Annotated in this window: 23 protein-coding genes; 3 read left to right on the top strand and 20 right to left on the bottom strand. The window is 74.9% G+C overall.

Translation table 11 applies throughout. The features are described 5' to 3' along the window. Positions 1–28 precede the first annotated feature (28 nt). The 16 genes from ABKW28_RS01915 to ABKW28_RS01840 form a co-directional block, all read right to left on the bottom strand. On the bottom strand, positions 29–784 hold the full coding sequence (locus ABKW28_RS01915) for a DUF881 domain-containing protein (RefSeq protein ID WP_193668744.1): 756 nt from the start codon (positions 782–784) through the stop codon (positions 29–31). Next, positions 777–1,109, bottom strand: a complete 333-nt coding sequence (locus ABKW28_RS01910) for a small basic family protein (protein WP_193668743.1) — start codon at positions 1,107–1,109, stop codon at positions 777–779. Before ABKW28_RS01910 ends, ABKW28_RS01915 begins: the two co-directional genes overlap by 8 nt. After that, positions 1,106–2,002 carry a DUF881 domain-containing protein gene (locus ABKW28_RS01905; RefSeq protein ID WP_348605984.1) on the bottom strand — a complete coding sequence of 299 codons (897 nt, stop codon included), beginning with the start codon at positions 2,000–2,002 and terminating at the stop codon, positions 1,106–1,108. Before ABKW28_RS01905 ends, ABKW28_RS01910 begins: the two co-directional genes overlap by 4 nt. After that, positions 1,995–2,594 (bottom strand): CDP-alcohol phosphatidyltransferase family protein, encoded by a 600-nt coding sequence (locus ABKW28_RS01900; RefSeq protein WP_348605983.1) that lies wholly within the window; start codon positions 2,592–2,594, stop codon positions 1,995–1,997. Before ABKW28_RS01900 ends, ABKW28_RS01905 begins: the two co-directional genes overlap by 8 nt. Before the next feature lie 80 nt (positions 2,595–2,674). Continuing rightward, complete coding sequence (locus ABKW28_RS01895) at positions 2,675–3,742, bottom strand: hemolysin family protein (RefSeq protein ID WP_193668740.1); 1,068 nt, start codon at positions 3,740–3,742, stop codon at positions 2,675–2,677. Beyond that, positions 3,735–5,132: a hemolysin family protein gene (locus tag ABKW28_RS01890; protein ID WP_193668739.1), complete on the bottom strand. Its 1,398-nt coding sequence runs from the start codon at positions 5,130–5,132 to the stop codon at positions 3,735–3,737. The genes ABKW28_RS01895 and ABKW28_RS01890 overlap by 8 nt, the downstream gene beginning before the upstream one ends. 140 nt (positions 5,133–5,272) lie before the next feature. Then, positions 5,273–6,067, bottom strand: a complete 795-nt coding sequence (locus ABKW28_RS01885) for a fused MFS/spermidine synthase (protein ID WP_348605981.1) — start codon at positions 6,065–6,067, stop codon at positions 5,273–5,275. Further along, on the bottom strand, positions 6,064–6,696 hold the full coding sequence (locus tag ABKW28_RS01880) for a hypothetical protein (RefSeq protein ID WP_348605979.1): 633 nt from the start codon (positions 6,694–6,696) through the stop codon (positions 6,064–6,066). Before ABKW28_RS01880 ends, ABKW28_RS01885 begins: the two co-directional genes overlap by 4 nt. Further along, on the bottom strand, positions 6,693–7,550 hold the full coding sequence (locus tag ABKW28_RS01875) for an alpha/beta hydrolase (RefSeq protein WP_348605978.1): 858 nt from the start codon (positions 7,548–7,550) through the stop codon (positions 6,693–6,695). The genes ABKW28_RS01880 and ABKW28_RS01875 overlap by 4 nt, the downstream gene beginning before the upstream one ends. A 49-nt stretch (positions 7,551–7,599) precedes the next feature. Continuing rightward, entirely contained in the window at positions 7,600–8,856 is a 1,257-nt protein-coding gene (locus ABKW28_RS01870; protein ID WP_348605974.1) for an NADH:flavin oxidoreductase, read from the bottom strand. Positions 8,857–8,889: 33 nt separating this feature from the next. Further along, positions 8,890–9,588: a hypothetical protein gene (locus tag ABKW28_RS01865; protein ID WP_348605972.1), complete on the bottom strand. Its 699-nt coding sequence runs from the start codon at positions 9,586–9,588 to the stop codon at positions 8,890–8,892. Further along, positions 9,585–10,214 (bottom strand): SatD family protein, encoded by a 630-nt coding sequence (locus ABKW28_RS01860; protein WP_348605970.1) that lies wholly within the window; start codon positions 10,212–10,214, stop codon positions 9,585–9,587. Before ABKW28_RS01860 ends, ABKW28_RS01865 begins: the two co-directional genes overlap by 4 nt. 31 nt (positions 10,215–10,245) lie before the next feature. Then, positions 10,246–11,520 carry an alpha/beta fold hydrolase gene (locus ABKW28_RS01855; protein WP_348605968.1) on the bottom strand — a complete coding sequence of 425 codons (1,275 nt, stop codon included), beginning with the start codon at positions 11,518–11,520 and terminating at the stop codon, positions 10,246–10,248. A 43-nt stretch (positions 11,521–11,563) separates the two neighbouring features. Further along, the gene (locus ABKW28_RS01850) at positions 11,564–11,821 is read right to left on the bottom strand and encodes a hypothetical protein (protein ID WP_193668732.1); all 258 of its coding nucleotides are present in this window, start codon (positions 11,819–11,821) and stop codon (positions 11,564–11,566) included. Further along, a complete protein-coding gene (locus ABKW28_RS01845) occupies positions 11,818–12,732 on the bottom strand; it encodes a universal stress protein (RefSeq protein ID WP_348605966.1) in 915 nt (304 codons plus the stop codon). Before ABKW28_RS01845 ends, ABKW28_RS01850 begins: the two co-directional genes overlap by 4 nt. A 9-nt stretch (positions 12,733–12,741) precedes the next feature. Beyond that, positions 12,742–13,638: a universal stress protein gene (locus tag ABKW28_RS01840; protein ID WP_348605964.1), complete on the bottom strand. Its 897-nt coding sequence runs from the start codon at positions 13,636–13,638 to the stop codon at positions 12,742–12,744. Positions 13,639–13,811: 173 nt separating this feature from the next. Here ABKW28_RS01840 and ABKW28_RS01835 point away from each other — a divergent pair, with 173 nt between their 5' ends. Beyond that, the gene (locus ABKW28_RS01835; protein ID WP_348605962.1) at positions 13,812–14,876 is read left to right on the top strand and encodes an NAD(P)-dependent alcohol dehydrogenase; all 1,065 of its coding nucleotides are present in this window, start codon (positions 13,812–13,814) and stop codon (positions 14,874–14,876) included. Positions 14,877–14,889: 13 nt separating this feature from the next. Here ABKW28_RS01835 and ABKW28_RS01830 read toward each other — a convergent pair whose 3' ends face one another. Continuing rightward, positions 14,890–15,360, bottom strand: a complete 471-nt coding sequence (locus tag ABKW28_RS01830) for a hypothetical protein (RefSeq protein ID WP_348605960.1) — start codon at positions 15,358–15,360, stop codon at positions 14,890–14,892. A 92-nt stretch (positions 15,361–15,452) separates the two neighbouring features. Here ABKW28_RS01830 and ABKW28_RS01825 point away from each other — a divergent pair, with 92 nt between their 5' ends. Beyond that, the gene (locus ABKW28_RS01825; protein ID WP_348605958.1) at positions 15,453–16,046 is read left to right on the top strand and encodes a DNA polymerase ligase N-terminal domain-containing protein; all 594 of its coding nucleotides are present in this window, start codon (positions 15,453–15,455) and stop codon (positions 16,044–16,046) included. A gap of 3 nt (positions 16,047–16,049) precedes the next feature. On the opposite strand, the gene ligD (ABKW28_RS01820) is transcribed toward ABKW28_RS01825, so the two are convergent. Both ligD (ABKW28_RS01820) and ligD (ABKW28_RS01815) read right to left on the bottom strand, forming a co-directional pair. After that, entirely contained in the window at positions 16,050–16,952 is a 903-nt protein-coding gene (gene ligD, locus ABKW28_RS01820) for a non-homologous end-joining DNA ligase (RefSeq protein WP_348605956.1), read from the bottom strand. After that, positions 16,949–17,905, bottom strand: coding sequence for a non-homologous end-joining DNA ligase (gene ligD, locus ABKW28_RS01815; protein ID WP_348605954.1), 957 nt, complete (start codon positions 17,903–17,905; stop codon positions 16,949–16,951). Before ligD (ABKW28_RS01815) ends, ligD (ABKW28_RS01820) begins: the two co-directional genes overlap by 4 nt. A 104-nt stretch (positions 17,906–18,009) precedes the next feature. Here ligD (ABKW28_RS01815) and ABKW28_RS01810 point away from each other — a divergent pair, with 104 nt between their 5' ends. After that, positions 18,010–18,792 (top strand): DNA-formamidopyrimidine glycosylase family protein, encoded by a 783-nt coding sequence (locus ABKW28_RS01810; RefSeq protein ID WP_348605952.1) that lies wholly within the window; start codon positions 18,010–18,012, stop codon positions 18,790–18,792. A 52-nt stretch (positions 18,793–18,844) separates the two neighbouring features. On the opposite strand, the gene ABKW28_RS01805 is transcribed toward ABKW28_RS01810, so the two are convergent. Beyond that, on the bottom strand, positions 18,845–20,256 hold a 1,412-nt coding region (locus ABKW28_RS01805), incomplete at its 5' end, for a dicarboxylate/amino acid:cation symporter (protein ID WP_348605950.1).

Raw genomic sequence — 20,256 nt, 5'->3', positions numbered from 1 at the left:
GTCTCCTCTGGCTGGCGGTGCGCGCAGGCTACTGCGCGTCCTGGGGGCGGGCGAAGTCCGGATCGAGCGGTTCGGCCACGGCCTCGATGTCGATCGAGGCCTGCTCGGTGATCTCGACCTCCGCGCCCTCGTCCTGCAGGTCCACACGGGGGCCCTCGAGGATCGTCATCGCGTTGGTCAGCGCCGACGGCGGCCCGATCACGTCGAAGACGTACGGCGCGCTGAGCACCTGGCCGTCGACCTCGAGCCCGCCGGTGACGTCGGTGAAGGCGCTCTGGGCGACCAGGCGCACCTGGCCGTTGACCTGGATCGCCTCGGCGCCGGCCACGCGCAGGCTCTGGATCATGTCGACGACCGTGTCGGCGTTGACCGGGGCGGTCACCTCGCTGATGGTGATGCGCACCCCGGGCCCGCGCACCGGCACCAGCCCGGCGAGGATCGCGAGCGTGTCGGCCTCCGACTGCGCCTGCTGCAGCGCCGTGCGCTGGTCGGCGCTGTCGGAGGCCAGCTGGTCGCGGGTCGTCTCGAGGCGCTCGATCTCGGCGCGGGCGCGCTGGCTGGTGCCGGCCAGGCCGTCGAGGACCGCGATCAGGTCCTCGTCGCGGTAGCCGGCGTAGGTGTCGTCGGCCTCGGTCGAGCGCACCTGCACGACGGCGGCGAACGCCACCAGGGCCAGGAGCACGGCGACGACCACCTGGTTGCGGCTCGGCGTCCTCAGTGCGTGCAGCAGCCGGTTGCGGCCCGACTGGGGCTCGCCCTGGCGCTGCGGGTCGGGCTCAGGCATGGAAGAGGTGGCGCCGGATGGCGGCGGCGTTGGAGAAGATGCGGATCCCGAGCACCACGATGACACCGGTCGTGAGCTGGTTGCCCACGCCGAGCTTGTCGCCCATGAACACGATGGCCGCCGCGATGACGACGTTGCTGACGAACGAGATCACGAAGACCTTGTCGTCGAAGATCCCGTCGAGGTAGGCGCGCAGCCCGCCGAAGACGGCGTCGAGCGCGGCGACGACCGCGATCGGCAGGTAGGCCTCCATCGACGTCGGCACGTCGGGCTGGAGCACGAGGCCGAGCACGATGCCCAGCAGCAGGCCGAGGGCGGCGATCATCGGGCGCCCTCCTCGTTCTCCGCGCGCGGCTCGTCGGTGGTCAGTGGTGCGGCCGACAGGAGCGTACGACGTCGGGCCGCGGGCAGCTTCACGGAGGTCAGGGTCTCCTGGCGGTAGGCGAAGCCCAGCGCCTGCGCCACGTTGATGAGCGCGCTGCCGCTGGCGGTCTCCTGGAACCGCGCGAGCAGGCTGCGGCTGTCGCCGATCGCCGTCACGACGTACGGCGCGGCGATGGGCACCGAGTTGACGTTGACGACCACCCCGGAGTTGCGGATCGCGCTGACCGCGGTCAGGCGCTGCCCGTTGACCGCCACCGCCTCGGCGCCGGCGAGCCACAGCCCGTTGGCCGCCTTCTGCAGGTCGATGTCGCGGATCAGGTTGTCGCCCGCCACGGGGTTCTCCAGCGTCAGGCGCACCCCCTCCCCCTGCACGGGCAGGTAGCCGGTGGCGACCTGCAGCCGGCGCAGCCGGCTCTGGGCCTCGACGGCGGTCTCGGTGAGCCGGGCGACGTTCTGGGTGGCCAGCTCGTTCTGCTCGCGCAGCTCCACGATGCGGTCCTGGAGGTCGGAGACGGTGGCGCGACGGTCGTTGACCCGCTCGACGAGCGTGGCGCGACCGGCCCTGTTCTCGTCTGCGTCCTGGGCGGTCTGCACGGCCGCGGTGGTGACCAGGACGCCGAAGACGGCCACGACCACGGCGGCGGTGCGGTGCGGGCGCGAGCGCGAACCCGGGGACGGGAGCTGGCCGCGACCGCGGCGCTCGGCGACGTGGAGGTAGTCCTCGTCCATCGACTGCTGGGTGATCAGCGTCAGCAGCGGCGTGGTGACCTGCGGCGGCAGGGGGGCCCGCCCGGCGTCCTCCTGCGGCTGCGGGGCGGCGGGTCGCTCAGGCATGCCTCAGGCTCCGGCGCTCGGTGGTGGCCAGCAGCCGCCTGACCTGCCAGGCGTACAGGACCCCCGCCCACCAGTAGAGCCCGATGCCCCACAGGGCGAAGGACCAGCCGAAGACCTGGGCCAGGGTGGCCACGGCGCCCTCGCCGTCGCCCAGGAGCAGCAGCGGGAAGGCGTAGAGCAGGTTGAAGGTGGCCGCCTTGCCCAGGAAGTGCACCGGCAGCGAGCTGTAGCCACGGGTGCGCAGCAGCGGCACCAGGCCCCACATCAGGGCGTCGCGCAGCGGCAGGGAGACCGCCATCCACCACGGGATGACGTCGCGCAGCGCCAGGCCGACGACGACGGCCAGGATGTAGAGGCGGTCGGCGACCGGGTCGAGCACCTGGCCCAGGACGGAGGTCTGCCCCCAGCGCCGCGCGAGCCAGCCGTCGAGGAAGTCGGTGATGCCCGAGACGACCAGCAGGCCCAGGGCCCAGCCGTCGGCCTCGGGGCCCAGCACCAGCCACAGGAACACCGGCACGCCGGCCAGCCGGAGCGCGCTGAGCATGTTGGGGAGCGTCCAGACCCGGGTGCTGCGCTCCACGTCGTCCACCACAGCTGCCTGCACTCCACCGTCTGGCTCGTCGGTCGCGTCCTCGTCACCGGGCGGGCCCGGCGAGCACACCCTAGACGAGGTCAGGCACCGGTGTCGGCGGACGCCCCGTCGTCGTGGTGGGCGGCGTCGCGGATCTCGCCGACGAGCTCCTCGAGCACGTCCTCGAGGGTGGCCAGGCCCAGGGTGGTGCCCTCGGTGGTCACGACCCGGGCCATGTGCGCGCCGCGTCGCTGCAGCTGCTCGAGCGCGTCGTGCAGGGCGTCGTCGGGGGTGACCGGCGCGAAGGGACGGATCCACTTGTCCTCGAGGGGCCGCGAGCGGCGCTCCTCGTCGGGCTCGAGCACGTCCTTGATGTGCAGGTAGCCCAGGAGCTCGCCGTCGTCGGCCTCGACCGGGAACCGGCTGAAGCCGGTCGCGGCGCAGAGCGCCTCGACCTCGGCCGGGGTCGATCCGCGACGCACCGTCGTCAGCGAGGAGGCCGGCATCAGCACCGAGGTGACCGCCTTCTCGGTGAAGCCGAGCGCGCCCGCCAGCCGGTCGTACTCGTCGGCCTCGATGAGGCCCTCGCCGCGCGACTCCTCGACGAGCGCCGCGACCTCCTCGCGGGTGAAGGCCGAGCTGATCTCGTCCTTCGGCTCGACGCGCAGCAGCCGCAGCGTCGTGTTGGCCACGGCGTTGAGGGCCACGATGATCGGGCGCAGCAGGGTGACCACGAAGAACATCGGGGGGCCGAGCACCAGCGCCGAGCGCTCGGGGCCGGCGATGGCGATGTTCTTGGGCACCATCTCGCCGAGCACGACGTGCAGGAACACCACGACGGCCAGGGCGATCACGAACGCCACCGGGTGCACCAGCGCCTCGGGCACGCCGGCGCTCTCGAAGAGCGGCTCGATGAGGTGGGCGACCGCCGGCTCGCCGACGGCGCCCAGGCCGACCGAGCAGATGGTGATGCCCAGCTGGGCGCCGGCCATCATCAGCGAGACGTTCTCCATGGCGCGCAGGGTGGTGCGCGCCACCCGCGAGCCCGCCTGGGCACGCGGCTCGATCTGGCTGCGGCGCGCCGAGATCAGCGCGAACTCCGCACCCACGAAGAAGGCGTTGAAGGCCAGCAGGCCGATCGCGACCAGCACTCCGGTCAGGTCACTCATCGTCGTCCTCCGACCGGTCGGTCCTCGTGCCCGGCTCCTCGCCGCTCTCCGCGGTGTCGCCCTCGAGCAGGCGCAGCGTCAGCCGGTCGACCCGCAGGCCGTCCATGTGCTCGACGCTGAGCACCGCCAGGCGCTCGCGCGGCTCGTCGGGGTCGGAGCGGTCGGGCACCGGCACCTCGGCCAGGTCGCCGGCGACCGGGACCCGGCCCAGCACCTGCAGCACGAGACCGGCGATGGTGTCGTAGGCCTCGTCCTCGGGCAGCTCGATGCCGGTGATGTCCTCGACCTCGTCGGGGCGCAGGAGGCCCGAGAGCACCCAGCTGCCGTCGCGGCGCTGACGGGCACGCGAGCCGAGCCGGTCGTGCTCGTCGGCGATGTCGCCGACGATCTCCTCGACGACGTCCTCGAGGGTCACGATGCCCGCGTGGCCGCCGTACTCGTCGAGCACCACGGCCATCTGGAAGCCGTCCTCGCGCAGCAGCTGCAGGAGCGGGTCGAGGCGCAGCGAGTCGGGCACCACGATCGGCTTGGCCATCAGGTGCTTGACCTTGGTCGTGGCCCGCTCGTGCACGGGCAGCGCGACCGCGTTCTTGACGTGCACGGTGCCGACCACCACGTCGTCGTCGTCGAGCACCGGGAACCGGGAGTGCCCCGACTGACGGGTCAGCTCGATCACGGCCGCGGCGCGGTCGTTGAGCTCGAGGGAGCGGGTGCGCACCCGCGGGGTCATGATCTCGCCCGCGGTGCGGGTCGCGAACTCCACCGAGCGCTCCATCAGCTCGGCGGTGTCGGCGTCGAGGGTGCCCTCGTCGGCCGAGCGCGCGATGAGCGAGGCCAGCTCGGTGGAGCTGCGCGCCGAGCGCAGCTCCTCCTGCGGCTCGACGCCCAGCCGGCGCACCAGCGCGTTGGCGGCGCCGTTGAGGACCCGGATCGGGCCCTTGTTGGCCGCGGTGAAGAAGCGCATCGGGGCCTGGGTGGCGCGGGCGGTGGCCAGCGGCAGCGCGATGGCGAGGTTCTTGGGCACCAGCTCGCCGAAGAGCATGGTCACGATCGTGCTCAGCGACAGCGCGACCGCGAGCGCCACCGGCGTGACCGCGCTGTCGGGCAGCCCGGCCGAGCCGAGCGGGCCGTCGATGAGGTCGGCGATCGCGGGCTCGGAGAGGAAGCCGATGCCCAGGTTGGTCAGCGTGATGCCGACCTGGGCCCCGGAGAGCTGGGTCGACAACGAGCGCAGCGCGCTCTGCACGCCGATCGCCGCGGCGTCACCGTCGGCTGCGGCCTGCTCGACCTTGGTGCGGTCGACGGTGACGAGCGCGAACTCCGCGGCGACGAACACGCCGCAGGCGATCACGAGGAACAGGGCTGCGAGGAGCAGCAGGGTGGCGGTCACAGGCGCTCTCCGGGGGCGGCCGCGGCGCGGTGGTCACACCGGTGCGGGCTCGAGGAGAGCGGGCGACTTTGGGAGCCGTCCATCGGGGGTGTTCAGGGTCCTTTGCAGGTCAGGGCCAGATCGAGCGCCGAGTCTAGCGCTCAGGAGCCGCCGGGCCCTCCTCCCGGGTCGCGACGCACCCGCCCGCCCCCGAACGAGCTCGCGACCGCCACGTCGTCGAGCACCCGGTACGGCGCCCCGGCGCTGCGGGCGCGGGCGGCCAGGGCCGCGCGCGGGACCCCCGCGGCGCCCGCCACGACCAGCAGGTTGCCGGCCCGGCGGGCCCGCAGCGTGGCCGGCTCGGCGGAGACCAGCACGTGCGGCAGGTGCTCGCGCAGCGCCGCGACCAGGTCACGGGCGAGCGGGAACGGGGCCCGGTCGCTGAGGTTGGCCAGCAGCAGGCCGCCCGGGGCCAGCACGCGGGCGACCTCGGCGACGGCCTCCAGCGTGACCAGGTCGCCCGGGACCTCCCCGTCGACGAAGGCGTCGACCACCACGAGGTCGACGGCGTCGTCGCGCACCCCCGCCAGGCCGGTGCGTCCGTCCTGGGCCCGCACCCTGATCCCGCTGCGACGCGGCAGCGGCAGCTCCTCGCGCACCCGCTCGGTGAGGGCCGCGTCGGGCTCGAGGACGACCTGCCAGGACCCGGGGCGGGTGGCGTGCACGTAGCGGGGCAGGGTGAGCCCGGCACCACCCACGTGCAGCACCCGCAGCGGCTCGCCCGGCACCGCGTGGTCGTCGACCACGTCGGCGATGCGACGCACGTAGTCGAAGGCCAGGTGGTGCGGGTCCGCGAGGTCGACCAGGGACTGGTCGCGGCCCCCGACCCGCACGAGGTAGGCGTCGGGACGCTCGGTGGCGACCACCTCGACCTCGTCGCCCGCCCCCGTGCTCATGCTCCCCCGGCCGGGCGCCACATGGCGGTGGTGCGTCGACCGTCCGGCCCGTCCACGAGGCCGCTGACGCGCCAGCCGAACCGCTCGTAGAAGCCGATGGTGGCCACCGACGACGACTCGAGGTGCGAGCCGACCCCCTGGGCGTCGGCCTGCGCGAGCCGGTGCACCAGCAGCGCGGAGGCCGCTCCCCTGGCTGCGGGCTCGGGGCGCGAGGCCAGGTAGGCCAGGTGCCAGTGCGCGGCGGCGGGGCGGGCCCGCTCGGAGGCCCGCCGGGAGCGCGCGACCGCGAGCAGGCGGCGTACGCCGAAGACGGCCAGGGCGCTGGGCACCTCGCGCCACGACCACGACACCGGCGCGGCCGCCTCCACGGCCCGGGGCGGGTGCCACCAGGCCACGGCGAGCAGCCGCTCGTGGGCGCCCACGCCGCTCACCGCGACCTCGGCCACGCCGTGGACGAGCACGTCGACCTCGCCGGCGACGGTGAAGAAGCGCCGCAGCCGCTCGCGGCGCCCGCGCTCGGGCACGAAGGAGGCGAGGTTGGTGCCCTCGGCGAACGCGTCGGCCAGCAGGTCGGCGGCCGCGGCGAGGTCGGCGGGCCCCATGGCCCGCACCCGCAGCGTCGACGTCACCCGCCCGGCGTCCCGACCCGCCGCCGGACCTCGGCCGCGACGACCTCGGGCACCTCGTCGAGCGACCAGTGCGAGACGCCCTCGAGCGCCACGAAGCGGTAGTCGGCGTCGACGTGCTCGCCGCAGCCGTGCGCGGCGGCGGGAGCCGTGGCCTGGTCGTCCTCGCCCCAGACGAACGTCGTGGGCACCCGCACGGGCGGCAGGTCGGACATGTCGGTCATCGCGCGGTACCAGCCCAGCGCAGGGCCGAGCGCCCCGTCGCGCATCAGCGCCACGTCGCGCTCCACGGCCTCGGGCGGGACCCGCCCGGCGTAGACGGCCCGCAGCCCGGCCTCGCCGTCGGCCAGCAGCTGCTCCTCGGCGGCGCCCGGACGGCGGAAGACCTTGAGGTACGCCGAGCGCTCGCGCTGCTCGGGGTCGCTCACCAGCGCGCGCCCGAAGGCCGCGAGGTGCGGCACGGAGAGCGCGGTGAGGGTGTGCAGCCGCTCGGGGTGGTGCGCGGCGACCCACCACGCCACCGAGGCTCCCCAGTCGTGGCCGACCAGGTGCACGCGCTCGTGGCCCAACCCCTCGACCAGGGCGTCGACGAGGGCCAGCACGTCGCCGGCGAGCTCCTCGACGGCGTACGCCGCCACGTCGTCGGGGCGGGCCCGCGCGGAGTAGCCGCGCTGGTCGGGGGCCACCAGTCGCAGGCCGGTGCCGTCGAGCAGCCCGGCCACCGGTGCCCAGCTGGCCGCGCTCTGGGGGAAGCCGTGCAGCAGCACCACGGGCACGCCGTCGTCGGGGCCCCAGGTGCGGACGTCGAGGACGAGGTCGCCGAAGCGGGTGGCGCGTGGCAGCTCGAGGTGGCCCATGGGCGCAGCATGCCAGGACCGAGGGGCCTCGTCCCCCGTCGACGGTGTCCTAGGAGCCCGACGGGGGCCCCGCCGTCGCGGCCAGCGCCAGGCGACGGCGACGCTCGCGCAGGCCGCGCACGGCCTCCCCGGTGACGAACCCCGAGGCCGCGCGCACGGCGCTCAGCCCGGGGTGCACGTCACGGCCGGCGCCGATGCGGCGCAGCTGGGTCTCGTACCACTCCGACTCCCCCGCCACCCCGGCCACGGTCGGCAGCCGGTAGGCCGGCAGCTCGGCGCCGGGGTCGCCGGCCAGCAGCTTGCCGGGCAGCTCGGGGTCGATGGCCAGCGGCCGGCCCAGGCCCACCAGGTCGACCGCGCCCGAGTCGAGCAGGGCCTGCATCGCGGCGCGGGTGCGGATGCCGCCGGTGAGCATGATCGGCACCCCCGGCGCCGCCGCCCGGGCCCGGGCTGCGAACGCGGCGAAGTAGGCCTCCTTGACCGTGGTCGCCGCCGTCGCGGCGTCGACGCCCACACCGAAGAGCGCCGGGTTCTCGTAGGTGCCGCCGGAGACCTCGACGAGGTCGACTCCCTCCTGCACCAGCAGCCGCACGACCTCCTCGGCGTCGTCCTCGGTGAAGCCACCGTGGCGGAAGTCGGAGGAGTTGAGCTTCACCGCGACGGTGAAGCCGTCGCGGGTGCGCTCGCGCACCGCACGCACCGTGGACAGCAGCGCCGCGGCCCGGCCGGCCACGTCGCCTCCCCAGCGGTCGGTGCGCCGGTTGACGTGCGGGGAGAGGAACTGGGCCAGCAGGTAGCCGTGCGCGGCGTGCACCTGCACGCCGTCGAGACCGGCCTCCTCGCAGCGCGCCGCGGCGGCGCCGAAGCCGCGCACGACGTCGTCGACCTCGGCGGCGCTGAGCGCCCGGGGGCGGCGGAAGAGCCCCATCATCGCCACGGCCCCGCCGTCGCTGGGGGCCACCGGCTCGCGGGAGACGAAGCGGTTGGTCTGGCGCCCCGGGTGGCTGAGCTGGGCCACCAGCGGCACCCCGGCGGCGGCGCGGCGCACCCGGGCGAGGCGCTCGACGTCGAGGTGGGCGTCGGCCACGATGTTGCGGCTGCGCTCGAGGAAACGCCGGTCGACCATCAGGTTGCCGGTCACCAGCAGCCCCGAGCCGCCCGCGGCCCAGCGCCGGTAGAGCCGCTCGTGGGCGGTGGTGGGCTGGTTGCGGGCGTCCGCCAGGTTCTCGGTCATCGCGGCCTTGACCAGGCGGTTGGGCAGGCGCAGGCCGCTGGGCAGGACGAGCGGGTCGGCGAGGTCGGGCACGGGGACTCCTGGGGACGAGGCGGGCTGGGCGGGTCAGGCGAGGTGGATCAGCGCGGCGCCCCCGAGGGCGACGAGCCAGCTGGCGAAGCTGCCGACGAGGAAGTACTCGGTCACGTCGCTCGGCCCGGCGGGTGGGCGCTGCTGCTGGGCGCGCTGCAGCTCGGGGAAGCGCAGCAGGCCCTTGGCGGCGATCACCACGGCCGCGGCGGTCAGCTCGCCGACGGCGCCGAGCCCGACGATGAAGAGCCGCTCCATCGGCCCGAGCACCAGGCGCACCGCCACGTTGGCGCTAGCCAGCTGCACGAGCACGACACCGGTCGCGACGACGACGTCGGAGACCGGCCAGCGGCCCAGGACCGTGCCGGCCAGCCGGGCCGGCAGCGTGGGCTCGGTCGTCAGCAGGGCCGCGCCGAGCACGGCCGCGACGGCGCCGGCGCCGAGCGCCAGCAGGGCCAGGGCCCGGGCCCGGTCGCGCCACGGGCCGGTGCGGTCGGGACCGACCGCCAGCGCCGAGCCCAGCAGCCACACCGCCTGCAGGGAGCCCAGCAGCACCCAGAGCAGGAGCACCCGCGCGGGCTCGAGGTCGAGCACCAGCAGGCCGGCCAGCAGCACGCCCAGGCCCACCGCGATGCAGGCGGCGGCGCGCCGCGGCGAGACGACGTCGTACGACGCCCGCGCGAGGTCGCCGGCACCCACGGCGGCCAGCCAGGTGCCGAGCAGGGCCAGGCTCACTCGTCGTCCCCTCCCCCGGCCCCCGGCGGGGACATCAGGGCCTGAGCATCGCGCACCGCGCCGACACCGCGGGCGAACTGCTGGCTGACCGCGGACCGCGAGATCGACTCGCTGGCGGCGATGTCGCTCTGGGTGGCGCCGCGCAGCGACGCGGCGAGCAGCCGCAGCCCGCGCTCGCCGAGCCGGTCGACCAGGGCGTCGCGGGTCAGCAGGAACGCGTTGACACCGCCCTGGCCGGGTCCCTCGAACCAGGTGCGGGCCGCCGAGCGGCGGGGGCGGGCGAGCTCCTCGAGCGCGGCCCGGGCCGCCCACCAGCCGGGTCCGTCCTGCAGCAGGGGTGAGCGCGTGGCGTCGTGCACGGTGACGTCACCGTGGCCCAGCCCGCAGCGCACGTCGACCTCGGGCAGCATCGCGAGCCGCACCAGCAGCGCCGCCAGCGTCGCGGTGCCGACGTCGCGGAACGCGCCCTGGAACTCGTCGCCGACCGTCGTCTCGAGGCGCTGGGCGGGCTCGAGCAGGTCGGTCACCTCGGCGAGCACGTCAGCGAGCCGGCGCTGCACCGCGGCCCGGTCGGGGAGCTGTCGAGAGCCGACCATGTCGCCGATCAGCGTGACCAGGACCACCATGAGTTCAGCATATGGGTTAACTCGAGCAGAGTTAAGGCCTGGGCGCGAGCACGCTCACGATGTGGACGTCGCCGGTGACCGTACGGTGCACCGGGCACCGGTCGGCGATCTGCAGCAGCCGCTCGCGCTCCGCGTCGTCGAGGTCGCCGACCAGGGTGATCTCGCGGTGGATCGCCTCCACCCGGCACGGGCCGCCGGGACCATCAGGACCGTCGGGACCGTCGACGGCGGCGCAGTCGTCGGGGTGGTTGCGCCGGTGGGACAGGCGCACGGCGACGTGCTCGAGCGCGAGCCGCTTGCGGTCGGCGTACATCCGCAACGTCATCGAGGTGCAGGTGCCCAGCGCCGAGAGCAGCAGGTCGTAGGGCGTCGGCCCGGTGTCGTCGCCCACGCCCAGCGGCTCGTCGGCCCGCCAGGTGTGCCGGCCCGCCTGCACCGACTGCACCAGGCGCCCCTCGTGGGTCTCCTCGACCAGGACCGAGCCGGCGCTCTCGTCGGGCTCGTCGGGGTGCTCGGGGTCCTGGGCCGTCGCGGGCGCCGGCTCGGGCAGGTAGCGCGCCGCCCAGACCGAGAGCACGTCGGCGACGTACTCGGCGTCGCGAGGCACGGTGAGCAGGTGGTCGGCGCCGTCGAGGGTGACGAAGCTCTTGGGGTGGCGCGCCCACTCGTAGAGCCGACGGGCGTTGTCGATGTCGACCTGCTGGTCGCCGGGGGCGTGCATCACCAGCAGCGCCCGCTCCAGCCCGCCCAGCGCGGCCTCGAGCCGCTGGGTCTCGACGTCCTCGAGCAGACCTGCCCCGACGGTGAAGCGCCGGCCGGCCAGGACCACCTCGGCCCGGCCCTCACGACGGATGCGCGCCCGGTCGTCGTCGTCGAAGACCTGGGCGACGTGGCCGGGGTCGGCCGGTGCGCCGATGGTGGCCACCGCGGTGACCGACTCGATGCGTGCCGCGGCCGCGACCACCGCGGCCCCGCCGAGGCTGTGCCCGATCAGCAGCGACGGCGCCGCGTGGCGCTCCTCGAGCGCCGACGCGGCCGCGACGAGGTCCTCGACGTTGGAGGTGAAGTCGGTGTTGGCGAACTCGCCGTCGCTGCCGCCGAGCCCGGTGAAGTCGAAGCGCAGCACCCCGAACCCCCGCTCGACCAGCCGCCGGCTGATCCGCGAGGCCGCGACCACGTCCTTGCCGCAGGTGAAGCAGTGGGCGAAGAGCGCCAGCGCGCGCGGTCGCTGCTCGGGCAGGTCGAGGCGCCCAGCCAGGTCGTGGCCGCCGGAGCCGGGGAAGGTGAACTTCTCGGAGCGGGTCACCGCTGCACCCTAGCCACTGCAGGAGTCCCCGGCCGGCCGGGCCTCACCCCAGCGAGCGGGGGTCCCAGCCGTCGGGGTCGGCGGTGAAGCGGCGGATGTCGTCGAGCAGCACGGTGGACAGCTCGGGAGCGATGTCGCGATCGCGCCAGGCGACCTCGCGCAGGTGCTCGATGAAGGCGTCGCGGCGACGCACCGCGGTGGTGGTGGCCGGGTCGGGCGCTCGCGGCGCGCCGGACCTGCCGATCGCGAAGCCGACGGCGGACGCGACGACGAGCAGGACGAACGAGGCGAGCAGGATCACGTCCCGAGCCTGCCACGACGGTGCGTGGAGTCGTGCGGGTCGACGAGCAGCACCGGGCAGCGGGCCTCGTGCAGCACCCCGCGGGCCACCGGACCGAGGTGGGAGCCGAGCGGCACCAGGGGGTCGTGGCGGCCCAGGACCAGCAGGTCGGAGCTGCCGCTGGCCTCGACCAGGACCTCCGCGGGCGAGCCGCGCCGGGTCTCCACCGTGGCCCGCACCTGCATCGCGTCGACGCCGGCGGCCCCCAGGGCCTGGCGGATCTCGTCGGCCGCCCGCTCGGCCAGCTCCTGCACCTGCGCCCGCGAGGTGACGCCCCCGTCGTACATCCCCGTCAGCCGCCAGGCGTGCAGGGCGTGCAGGCTCGCGCCGCGCCCGGCCGCCTCGGCGACGGCGGCGCGCAGCACCCGTTCGGAACGCACCGGCACGTCGACGCCGACGGTGACCCGCGGCTCCTGGCCGGGAGCGTGCCCCGGGCTCCACGTCGACGGGACCGCCACGACCGGCACCCGCAGGTGGGCGCCGAGGCTGTTGGTCACCGATCGTGAGACCAGCCGGTGCACCCGGGACAGGTCGCGGTGCTGCACGACGACCATCCGAGCCCCCCGGGTGGTCTCGCGCAACGACTCCACGACCGGCCCGACCCCCAGGTCGGCGGTCAGCGCGGTCGTGGGCGGGACCACCCGCCTGGCCACCTGGAACGCCTCGTCGAGCACGCGGCGGCCGCGCTCCTGCACCTCGGGCGAGGTGACCAGGATGCTGTCGGGGCCGTGCACGAAGGCCGGCGCGACGTGCAGCAGGTGTACGCCGCAGCCCGCCCGCACCGCCTCGTCCACGGCGAAGTCGAGGGCCGCACGACCGGCACCGTCGCTGCCGACCGCCACGACGACGGGCGGCGGGCTCGTCTCGTCCACGACTCCCCCTCAGCCCGGCCGGTGCGGGTCGACGAGCATCACCGGGCACTGCGCCTCGCGCAGCACGGCCCCGGCGACCGGGCCCACGTGGGATCCGAGCGGCACCATCGGGTCGTGCTTGCCCACGACCAGCAGGCTCGACGCCTCGCTGGCCTCGACCAGCCGCTCGGCGGCCGGCGACTGCGGGGTGCGCACCTCGACCTCGAGGCCGTCGAGGTCCAGGCCCAGCTCGACCAGCCGGTCGCGGATCTCCTCGGCCTCCTGCACCGCGATGCTCTCCCCGTGCACCCGGGCCAGCGAGGGGTCGTCGTGCAGCCCGGGCAGCGACCACGAGTGCACCAGCTCCAGGCGAGCCCCCCTCGCGCGGGCCGCGTCGACGGCGGCGCGCAGCACCGCGTCGCTGCGGTGCGGCACGTCCACGCCCGCGGTCACCAGGCCGGGCGCCGCGTCGTCGGGCGGCGCGACCCAGCCCGTCGGCACCGAGACCAGCGGCACGTGCAGGCGCGCGGCCAGCCCGCTGGTGGTCGAGCGCGACACCAGGCGACGTACGCGCGAGAGGTCACGGTGCTGGAGCACCACCATCCGGGCCGCCTCGAGGTCGGCGACGGCGTCGACGAGCTCGTGCACGACGGTGCCCAGCAGCAGCCGCCCGGTGACCGGGATCGTCTCTCCCGCCATGCCACGGCACAGGTCGAGGGCCTCGCGCAGGCTCCGGCGGCCGATCGCCTCGACGTCGACCGACTGCACCAGCACCATCTCGGGCCCCTGCGGGAGGGCGTGCACGACGTGCAGCAGGTGCACGCCGCACCCTCGTCGCCGTGCCTCGTCCACGGCGAAGGCCAGGGCCGCGTCGGCCGGCTGCTCGCCCAGGGCGACGACGACGGGGTGAGGGGTGGGCTGGCTCATCGGGGCCTCCTGGGGTCCGACCCGGCTGGGTCCGGCTCCAGCCTCACGGTCCTCCGGCGCCCGCCACAGGGACCAAGGTCCACGGCTGCGCGTGCCTTGGGCCCTGGGTGGCCGGCCCGGCTCGGCACCAGGGTGGAGGGGTCGCGACCAGGACGCACGCGGGGAGGACCGGCATGCAGGCACTACGTCTCAAGCAGTGGCACAGCGAGCCCGAGCTGGAGGAGGTGGCGGTGCCCGAGCCGGGCCCCGGTGAGGTGCTGGTGCAGGTGGGAGCCTCCGGCGCCTGCCACTCCGACCTGCACCTGATGCACGAGTTCGAGGCGGGGGCCCTGCCGTGGGGACCTCCGTTCACGCTCGGCCACGAGAACGCCGGCTGGGTGCACACGCTGGGCTCCGGCGTGCGCGGGCTCGAGCCGGGGCAGCCCGTCGCGGTCGTCGGGGCGTGGGGCTGCGGGACCTGCCGGCGCTGCCTGGACGGCCTCGAGACCTACTGCGAGCGCCCCGACCTGGCGCCGGTGCCGGGGGGCGGCGGCGGCCTGGGCCTCGACGGCGGGATGGCGGAGTTCCTCCTGGTGCCGGCCGCCCGGCACGTGGTCGCGCTGCCTGAGGGCCTCGAGCCGACCGACGCCGCGCCGCTGACCGACGCGGGCCTGACGCCCTACCACGCCGTACGCCGCTCGTGGCCCAAGCTCGGCCCGACCGCGACCGCGCTGGTGATCGGGGTCGGCGGCCTGGGCCACCTGTGCGTGCAGGTGCTCCGCGCGACCACCGCGGCACGGGTCGTGGCCGTCGACCCGCGCGGCTCGGCCCGCGACCTGGCCCTGGAGTGCGGAGCCGACCTCGCTCTTGCGCCCGGTGACGACCTGGTCGCCGAGGTGCGGGAGGCCACCCAGGGGGTCGGCGTCGACGTCGTGCTCGACATGGTCGGCTCCGACGAGACCCTGGCGACCGGCGCGGCGTGCCTGCGCCAGCTCGGCGACCTGACCATCGTGGGCCTCGGCGGCGGGACCCTGCCGGTCTCCTTCTTCGGGGTGCCCTACGAGGCGAGCGTGCAGTCGACCTACTGGGGCAACCGCCGCGAGCTCGTCGACGTGCTCGACCTCGGGGCTCGCGGGCTGCTCCGGTCGCACACCACGCTGTACACGCTCGCCGACGCGGCCCAGGCCTACCGCGACCTGGCCAGCGGCACGGTCTCGGGACGGGCCGTGGTGGTGCCGAACGACGGGTTCCGGCCCTGACCCGGCCGGCCCCTCACTCCAGCGTGATGTCGCACTCCGCCAGGGCGTGCTCCTCGATCTCCTCGCCCGCGGCGTCCAGCTCCTCGCCCTCGAGGCCCTCGAGCGCGCTGCCCATGGCCTCCAGCTTCTCGAGGTCGGCCTCCGGGTCGCCCTCGCCGCTCATCATGGTGTCGAGCTCGTCCATGCTCAGGCCCGCCTCGTCGAGCCGGTCCTCGACCTCGGCCAAGCCCTCGTTGAGCGTCTGCCACTGCTCGGCGACCTCGTCGGGGGCGGCGTCACCGAGCTGGTCGAAGGCGTCGGCGACCTCGCCGAAGCTGACGTCGCCGCCGCTGCCGAGCGCGCCCAGCTCGTCCACGGAGTCGGCCAGCTCGGCGCAGTAGGCCTCCACGTCGTCGCCGGAGCTGCAAGCGCCCAGCGCCAGCGGCAGGCTGAGCACGGCCGCGGCCAGGAGCGCGGAGGAACGGGCCGTGCGCGTGGTCGTCATGCCCCCAGCATGCCCTGCGGCGGGTGGCCGCGCAGGCGTATCGCGCGAGGCCGCGAGGCATCGTCGGACCGCGCGACGGGTACAGGGCATGCATGGCACAGGACAGGCTCGAGGAGTACCGCGACAGACGATCGAGCACCAGCCCCGAGCCGGCGGGCAGCAGCGGTCCCGCCGGTGCGGGGCACGAGCCGGTGTTCGTGGTCCAGCGCCACGACGCCTCGAGCCTGCACTTCGACCTGCGGCTCGAGATCGAGGGCGTACTCGTCTCGTGGGCGGTGCCCAAGGGACCGTCGGTGGACCCCTCCGACAAGCGCCTGGCGCGGCGTACCGAGGACCACCCGTTGGACTACGCCGGCTTCGAGGGCCGCATCGACGAGGGCTACGGCGCCGGCACCGTCGTGGTGTGGGACGCCGGGACCTACGAGAACCTGACCGAGAGGGACGGCGAGCCGCAGGAGGCTCAGGACGCCCTGGACGCCGGGCACCTCAAGGTCCGTCTGCACGGCGAGAAGCTGAGCGGCGCCTTCGCCCTGACCCACACCCGGATGGGCGGCGACGACGCGGCCTGGATGCTGGTCAAGGTCGACGACGAGGGCGCCGACCGCCGGCGGCGCCCGACGTCGACGCAGAACGAGTCGGTCCTCAGCGGACGCACCAACGAGGATCTCGCGCGCGACCCCTCGTGAGGGCTACGACTCTCGGGCCAGCCGCCGCCGGGCCGCGCCGAGGCCCTGGCCGCGTGGCAGCTCGGACCACGGGTCGCCCGCGCGCTGCAGGCGTCGGTCGAGGTCGTGCAGCCGCACCTGGTCGGGCTCGACACTGCCCAGCTCGGCCCAGGTGATCGGGGCCGAGACCGGCGCCCCGGGCCGGGCGCGCACGGCGTACGGCGGCACCAGGGTCTGCCCGTAGCCGTTGCGCATCACGTCCACGAGCACCCGCTCGCCCCTGCGGTCCTTGCGCGCCTCGAGCGTGAGCAGGTCGGGCTCGCGCTCGACGAGCACCTGCGCGACCTGGCGGGCGAAGTCGCGCACCTCGTCGAAGCCCTGGAGCCGACGCAGCGGCACCACCACGTGGTAGCCCCGCGACCCGCTGGTCTTGACCACGGAGGTGAGGCCGAGATCGTCGAGCAGCTCGCCGACCAGGGTGGTGGCCCTGCGCACCGCGGCCAGGCCCGGCACCGAGGGATCGAGGTCGAAGACCAGCTGGTCGGGGCGCTCGAGCCGGTCGGCCCTGCTCAGCCACGCGTGCGGGGTCAGGCACGCCTGCTGGGCCAGGAGGACCAGGGTCCGGGTGTCGGAGACCACCACCTGGCGCTGGGGCCTCTCCCCCGTGGCGACCTCGACGGTGCGCACGAAGTCGGGGAAGTGCGCCGGGACCTTCTTCTCGTAGAACGACGCCCCGCCGAGGCCGTCGGGGAAGCGCTGCATCGAGATGGGACGGTCTCGCAGGTGCGGCAGCACCAGGTCGGCGACCGCCTGGTGGTAGCGCGCCAGGTCGACCTTGGTGACCTCCGGCGCCTCCCCTGCTCCGGGCACCAGGACCTTGGCGGGCTTGGTCACCCGGACGCCCGCCACCTCGGCCTCCTCACTCATCGGGCCTCCCTCACCACGTCGCCGGCCGGCTTGTCGTGCCGCAGCCCGAGGAAGCGCGGGTGCCGCAGCTGGCCCGCCGAGGTCCACTCCGTGAAGGCGACCTCCGCGACCAGCACCGGTCGTGCCCAGTGCACCCCGCCACGCCGCCTCCCGGCCCCGGGCAGCGCGCCGCGGGTGCACGGCGACGTGGGCACCTCGAGGTCGGTGAGCCGCTCGTGGAGGTCGCGCAGCACCCTCTCGGAGAAGCCGGTGCCGACCTTGCCGGCGTAGACCAGGTCGTCACCGTCGTGGTAGCCCAGCAGGAGCGCCCCCAGGGCGACGCGTGAGCCGGTCGGCTCGCTCCAGCCCACCACGACGAGCTCCTGACCGGCCTCGCACTTGAACTTCAACCAGGCGTCCGTGCGTCCCGAGGGGTACGCCGCGTCGGCGCGCTTGGCGATCAGGCCCTCCCAGCCGCGCCGGCAGACCTCGGCGAACCAGTCCTCGCCGCCCCGTACCCGGTGCGGGGTGCTGCGCAGGGGGCGCCGCCACGTCAGGAGGCCCCGCAGCGCACGCTTGCGCTCGAGCAGCGGCTCGCCCCGCAGGTCGCGCTCGCCGATCTCGAGCACGTCGAAGACGTAGAACCAGACCGCCACACCGGTGCGGCGGGCCCGCTCGGGGTCCGAGAGGTGGATGCGTGGCTGGAGCCGCGCGAAGCTGGTGCGCGAGCCCTCGAAGGCCACCACCTCGCCGTCCACCACGAACTCGGGCGCCTCTTGTGCGGCGAGCGCCTCGGCGACCTCGGGGAACGCTGCCGTGACGTCGCGTCCCGACCGGGAGTAGAGGCGGGCGCCCGACCCGTCGCGCACCGCCAGCACCCGCTGGCCGTCGAGCTTGCGCTCGTAGATCCACCCCTCGCGCCAGGAGCGCTCGTGGCTCAGCGTGGCGAGAGCCGGGCTCGGGACGCCTGCCATCGGTGCTCCTGCCTGTCGGGGTCGATCTGGTGTCGCGCTCCTGGTACCCGGTAAGAACCGCAGTCATGCGTGTGGGCGACGCCCCCGTGGGGTACCGGTCGGGCATGCCGGAGCTGCCCGACGTCGAGGTCTTCCGCCGTCGCCTGGTCGAGGCCACGACCGATCGCCGCATCGAGGGGGTCGACGTGCTGGACGGCGACGTCCTGGCGACCACCTCGGCCGAGCTCGACCGGGCCCTGGCCGGCAGCCGGGTGACCGGCACCCGCCGGCACGGCAAGCAGCTCTACGTCGGCCTCGGCGACGGCCCCCGGCTGCGGCTGCACTTCGGGATGACCGGGCACCTGGCCACGGGGGCCGCCGACGAGGAGCTGCCCCGGCACACGCGGGTCGTCCTGGCCCTCTCGCAGGGGCGTCGGCTGCTGCTGGTCGACCAGCGCAAGCTGGGCGAGGTCGGCCTCGTGGGGTGCGTCGACGACGACGTGGCGCAGCGCGACCTCGGACCGGACGCGCTCGACCTCGACCTGGCGGGCCTGCGGGCGGTGCTGGCCCGGAGCCGTGGGGCGCTGAAGCCGACGCTGATGGACCAGGGCCGCATGGCGGGCCTGGGCAACATCTACAGCGACGAGGTCCTCTTCCAGGCCCGCCTCGACCCACGGGCCCCGGCCGCGGAGGTCTCGCGCGGCGAGGCACGACGGCTGCACCGCCAGCTGCGCCGGGTGATCGAGCGGGCGGTCGCGGGAGAGGTCCGCGACTTCCCGCGCGGGTGGTTGCTGCACAGACGCGACGACGGCGCCCGGTGCCCACGTTGCGGCGGACCGGTCGAGCGCTTCACCGCCGCCGGCCGGCACGGGTTCCGCTGCCCGGCCTGTCAGCCCCGCGGGGCCTGAGCCCGGCCCCGCCGAGCCCGCCGAAGCAGGTGACGGGGCCCGGCGAGCGGGCTCAGACGCGGGCGGACGGCTCGAGCGACGGGCCGGTCGACACGGTCGACACGGTCGCCGCCGGCCGGTCCTCCTCGACCGCCGCGGCGCGGACCCAGCCCCCGGTGCGCGGAGCGTCGTACACCTCGTGGTCGAGGATGCCCTCACGCTTGGCCACCAGGGTCGGCACCAGCGCCTGGCCGGTGACGTTGACCGCGGTGCGGCCCATGTCGAGGATCGGGTCGATCGCCAGCAGCAGGCCGACGCCCTCGAGGGGCAGGCCCAGCGTCGAGAGGGTCAGCGTGAGCATCACCGTGGCGCCGGTGACCCCGGCCGTGGCGGCCGAGCCGATCACCGAGACCACCACGATGAGCAGGTAGTCGGTGACCGCCAGGTCGACCCCGAAGAACTGAGCCACGAAGATCGCGGAGATCGCCGGGTAGATCGAGGCGCAGCCGTCCATCTTGGTGGTCGCGCCGAGCGGCACCGCGAACGAGGAGTAGGCGCGCGGAACGCCCAGGTTGCGCTCGGTGACCGACTCGGTGACCGGCATCGTGCCGACCGAGGAGCGCGAGACGAAGGCCAGCGAGATGGCCGGCCACGCGCCGGAGAAGAACTGGCGCACCGAGAGACCGTTGACACGCAGCAGCACGGGGTAGACCACGAGCAGCACCAGCAGCAGCCCGGCGTAGATCGCGCCGGTGAAGACGCCGAGGGAGCCCAGCGCGTCCCAGCCGTACGTCGCGACCGCCTTGCCGAGCAGGCCCACCGTGGCGACCGGGGCCAGCAGGATGATCCACCAGAGCACCTTCTGCACCACGGCCAGCGCCGAGCGCACCACGACCAGGAAGGGCTCCGCGGCCTCGCCGACCTTGAGCGTGGCGATGCCGACGGCGATCGCGACGACCAGGATCTGCAGCACGTTGAAGGAGAGCGCGACGCTGCCGTCGTCGCCGCCGCTGGCCTGCAGGCCCAGCACGTTGGCGGGCACCAGGCCGTTGAGGAAGTCCAGCCACGACCCGCTGCTCGCGGGCTCCGAGGCCGCGTCCGCGGAGACGCTGGTGCGCGAGCCGGGCTGGAGCACCAGCCCGAGCGTGATGCCGATGGAGACGGCGATCAGCGCGGTGCCGGCGAACCACGCCAACGTCTTCCAGGCCAGCCTGGCGGCCCCCGCGACGTCGCGGAGGTTGGCGATCGAGGCGACGATCGCCAGGAAGACCAGGGCCGGTACGACCGCCTTGAGCAGGGTGACGAAGGTGCCGCCGACGGTGGTGAGGGTCTCGGTCAGCCAGTTGGGGTCGACCTCACCGGTGGCGGAGGCGCCGTCGGGGCCCATCGAGCGGGCCACGAGGCCGAGGACGACGCCCAGGACGAGGCCGAGGAGCACCTGGACACCGAAGGAGGGCATCCGCAGGCGGCGGGTGGGGGTGGGAG

The sequence above is a fragment of the Nocardioides sp. 31GB23 genome (genome assembly GCF_040012395.1).
Classification (GTDB): domain Bacteria; phylum Actinomycetota; class Actinomycetes; order Propionibacteriales; family Nocardioidaceae; genus Nocardioides; species Nocardioides salarius.
This window is presented reverse-complemented; position numbering and strand designations above follow the sequence as displayed.

Bases quoted from the DNA above. Each gene is read 5' to 3' on its own strand.
- ABKW28_RS01810 (WP_348605952.1), top strand. From the start codon at position 18,010: ATGCCGGAGCTGCCCGACGTCGAGGTCTTCCGCCGTCGCCTGGTCGAG.
- ABKW28_RS01830 (WP_348605960.1), bottom strand. From the start codon at position 15,360: ATGACGACCACGCGCACGGCCCGTTCCTCCGCGCTCCTGGCCGCGGCC.
- ABKW28_RS01910 (WP_193668743.1), bottom strand. From the start codon at position 1,109: ATGATCGCCGCCCTCGGCCTGCTGCTGGGCATCGTGCTCGGCCTCGTG.
- ABKW28_RS01840 (WP_348605964.1), bottom strand. From the start codon at position 13,638: ATGAGCCAGCCCACCCCTCACCCCGTCGTCGTCGCCCTGGGCGAGCAG.
- ABKW28_RS01885 (WP_348605981.1), bottom strand. From the start codon at position 6,067: ATGAGCACGGGGGCGGGCGACGAGGTCGAGGTGGTCGCCACCGAGCGT.
- ligD (WP_348605956.1), bottom strand. From the start codon at position 16,952: ATGAGTGAGGAGGCCGAGGTGGCGGGCGTCCGGGTGACCAAGCCCGCC.
- ABKW28_RS01875 (WP_348605978.1), bottom strand. From the start codon at position 7,550: ATGGGCCACCTCGAGCTGCCACGCGCCACCCGCTTCGGCGACCTCGTC.
- ABKW28_RS01905 (WP_348605984.1), bottom strand. From the start codon at position 2,002: ATGCCTGAGCGACCCGCCGCCCCGCAGCCGCAGGAGGACGCCGGGCGG.
- ABKW28_RS01825 (WP_348605958.1), top strand. From the start codon at position 15,453: ATGGCACAGGACAGGCTCGAGGAGTACCGCGACAGACGATCGAGCACC.
- ABKW28_RS01915 (WP_193668744.1), bottom strand. From the start codon at position 784: ATGCCTGAGCCCGACCCGCAGCGCCAGGGCGAGCCCCAGTCGGGCCGC.
- ABKW28_RS01895 (WP_193668740.1), bottom strand. From the start codon at position 3,742: ATGAGTGACCTGACCGGAGTGCTGGTCGCGATCGGCCTGCTGGCCTTC.
- ligD (WP_348605954.1), bottom strand. From the start codon at position 17,905: ATGGCAGGCGTCCCGAGCCCGGCTCTCGCCACGCTGAGCCACGAGCGC.
- ABKW28_RS01860 (WP_348605970.1), bottom strand. From the start codon at position 10,214: ATGGTGGTCCTGGTCACGCTGATCGGCGACATGGTCGGCTCTCGACAG.
- ABKW28_RS01835 (WP_348605962.1), top strand. From the start codon at position 13,812: ATGCAGGCACTACGTCTCAAGCAGTGGCACAGCGAGCCCGAGCTGGAG.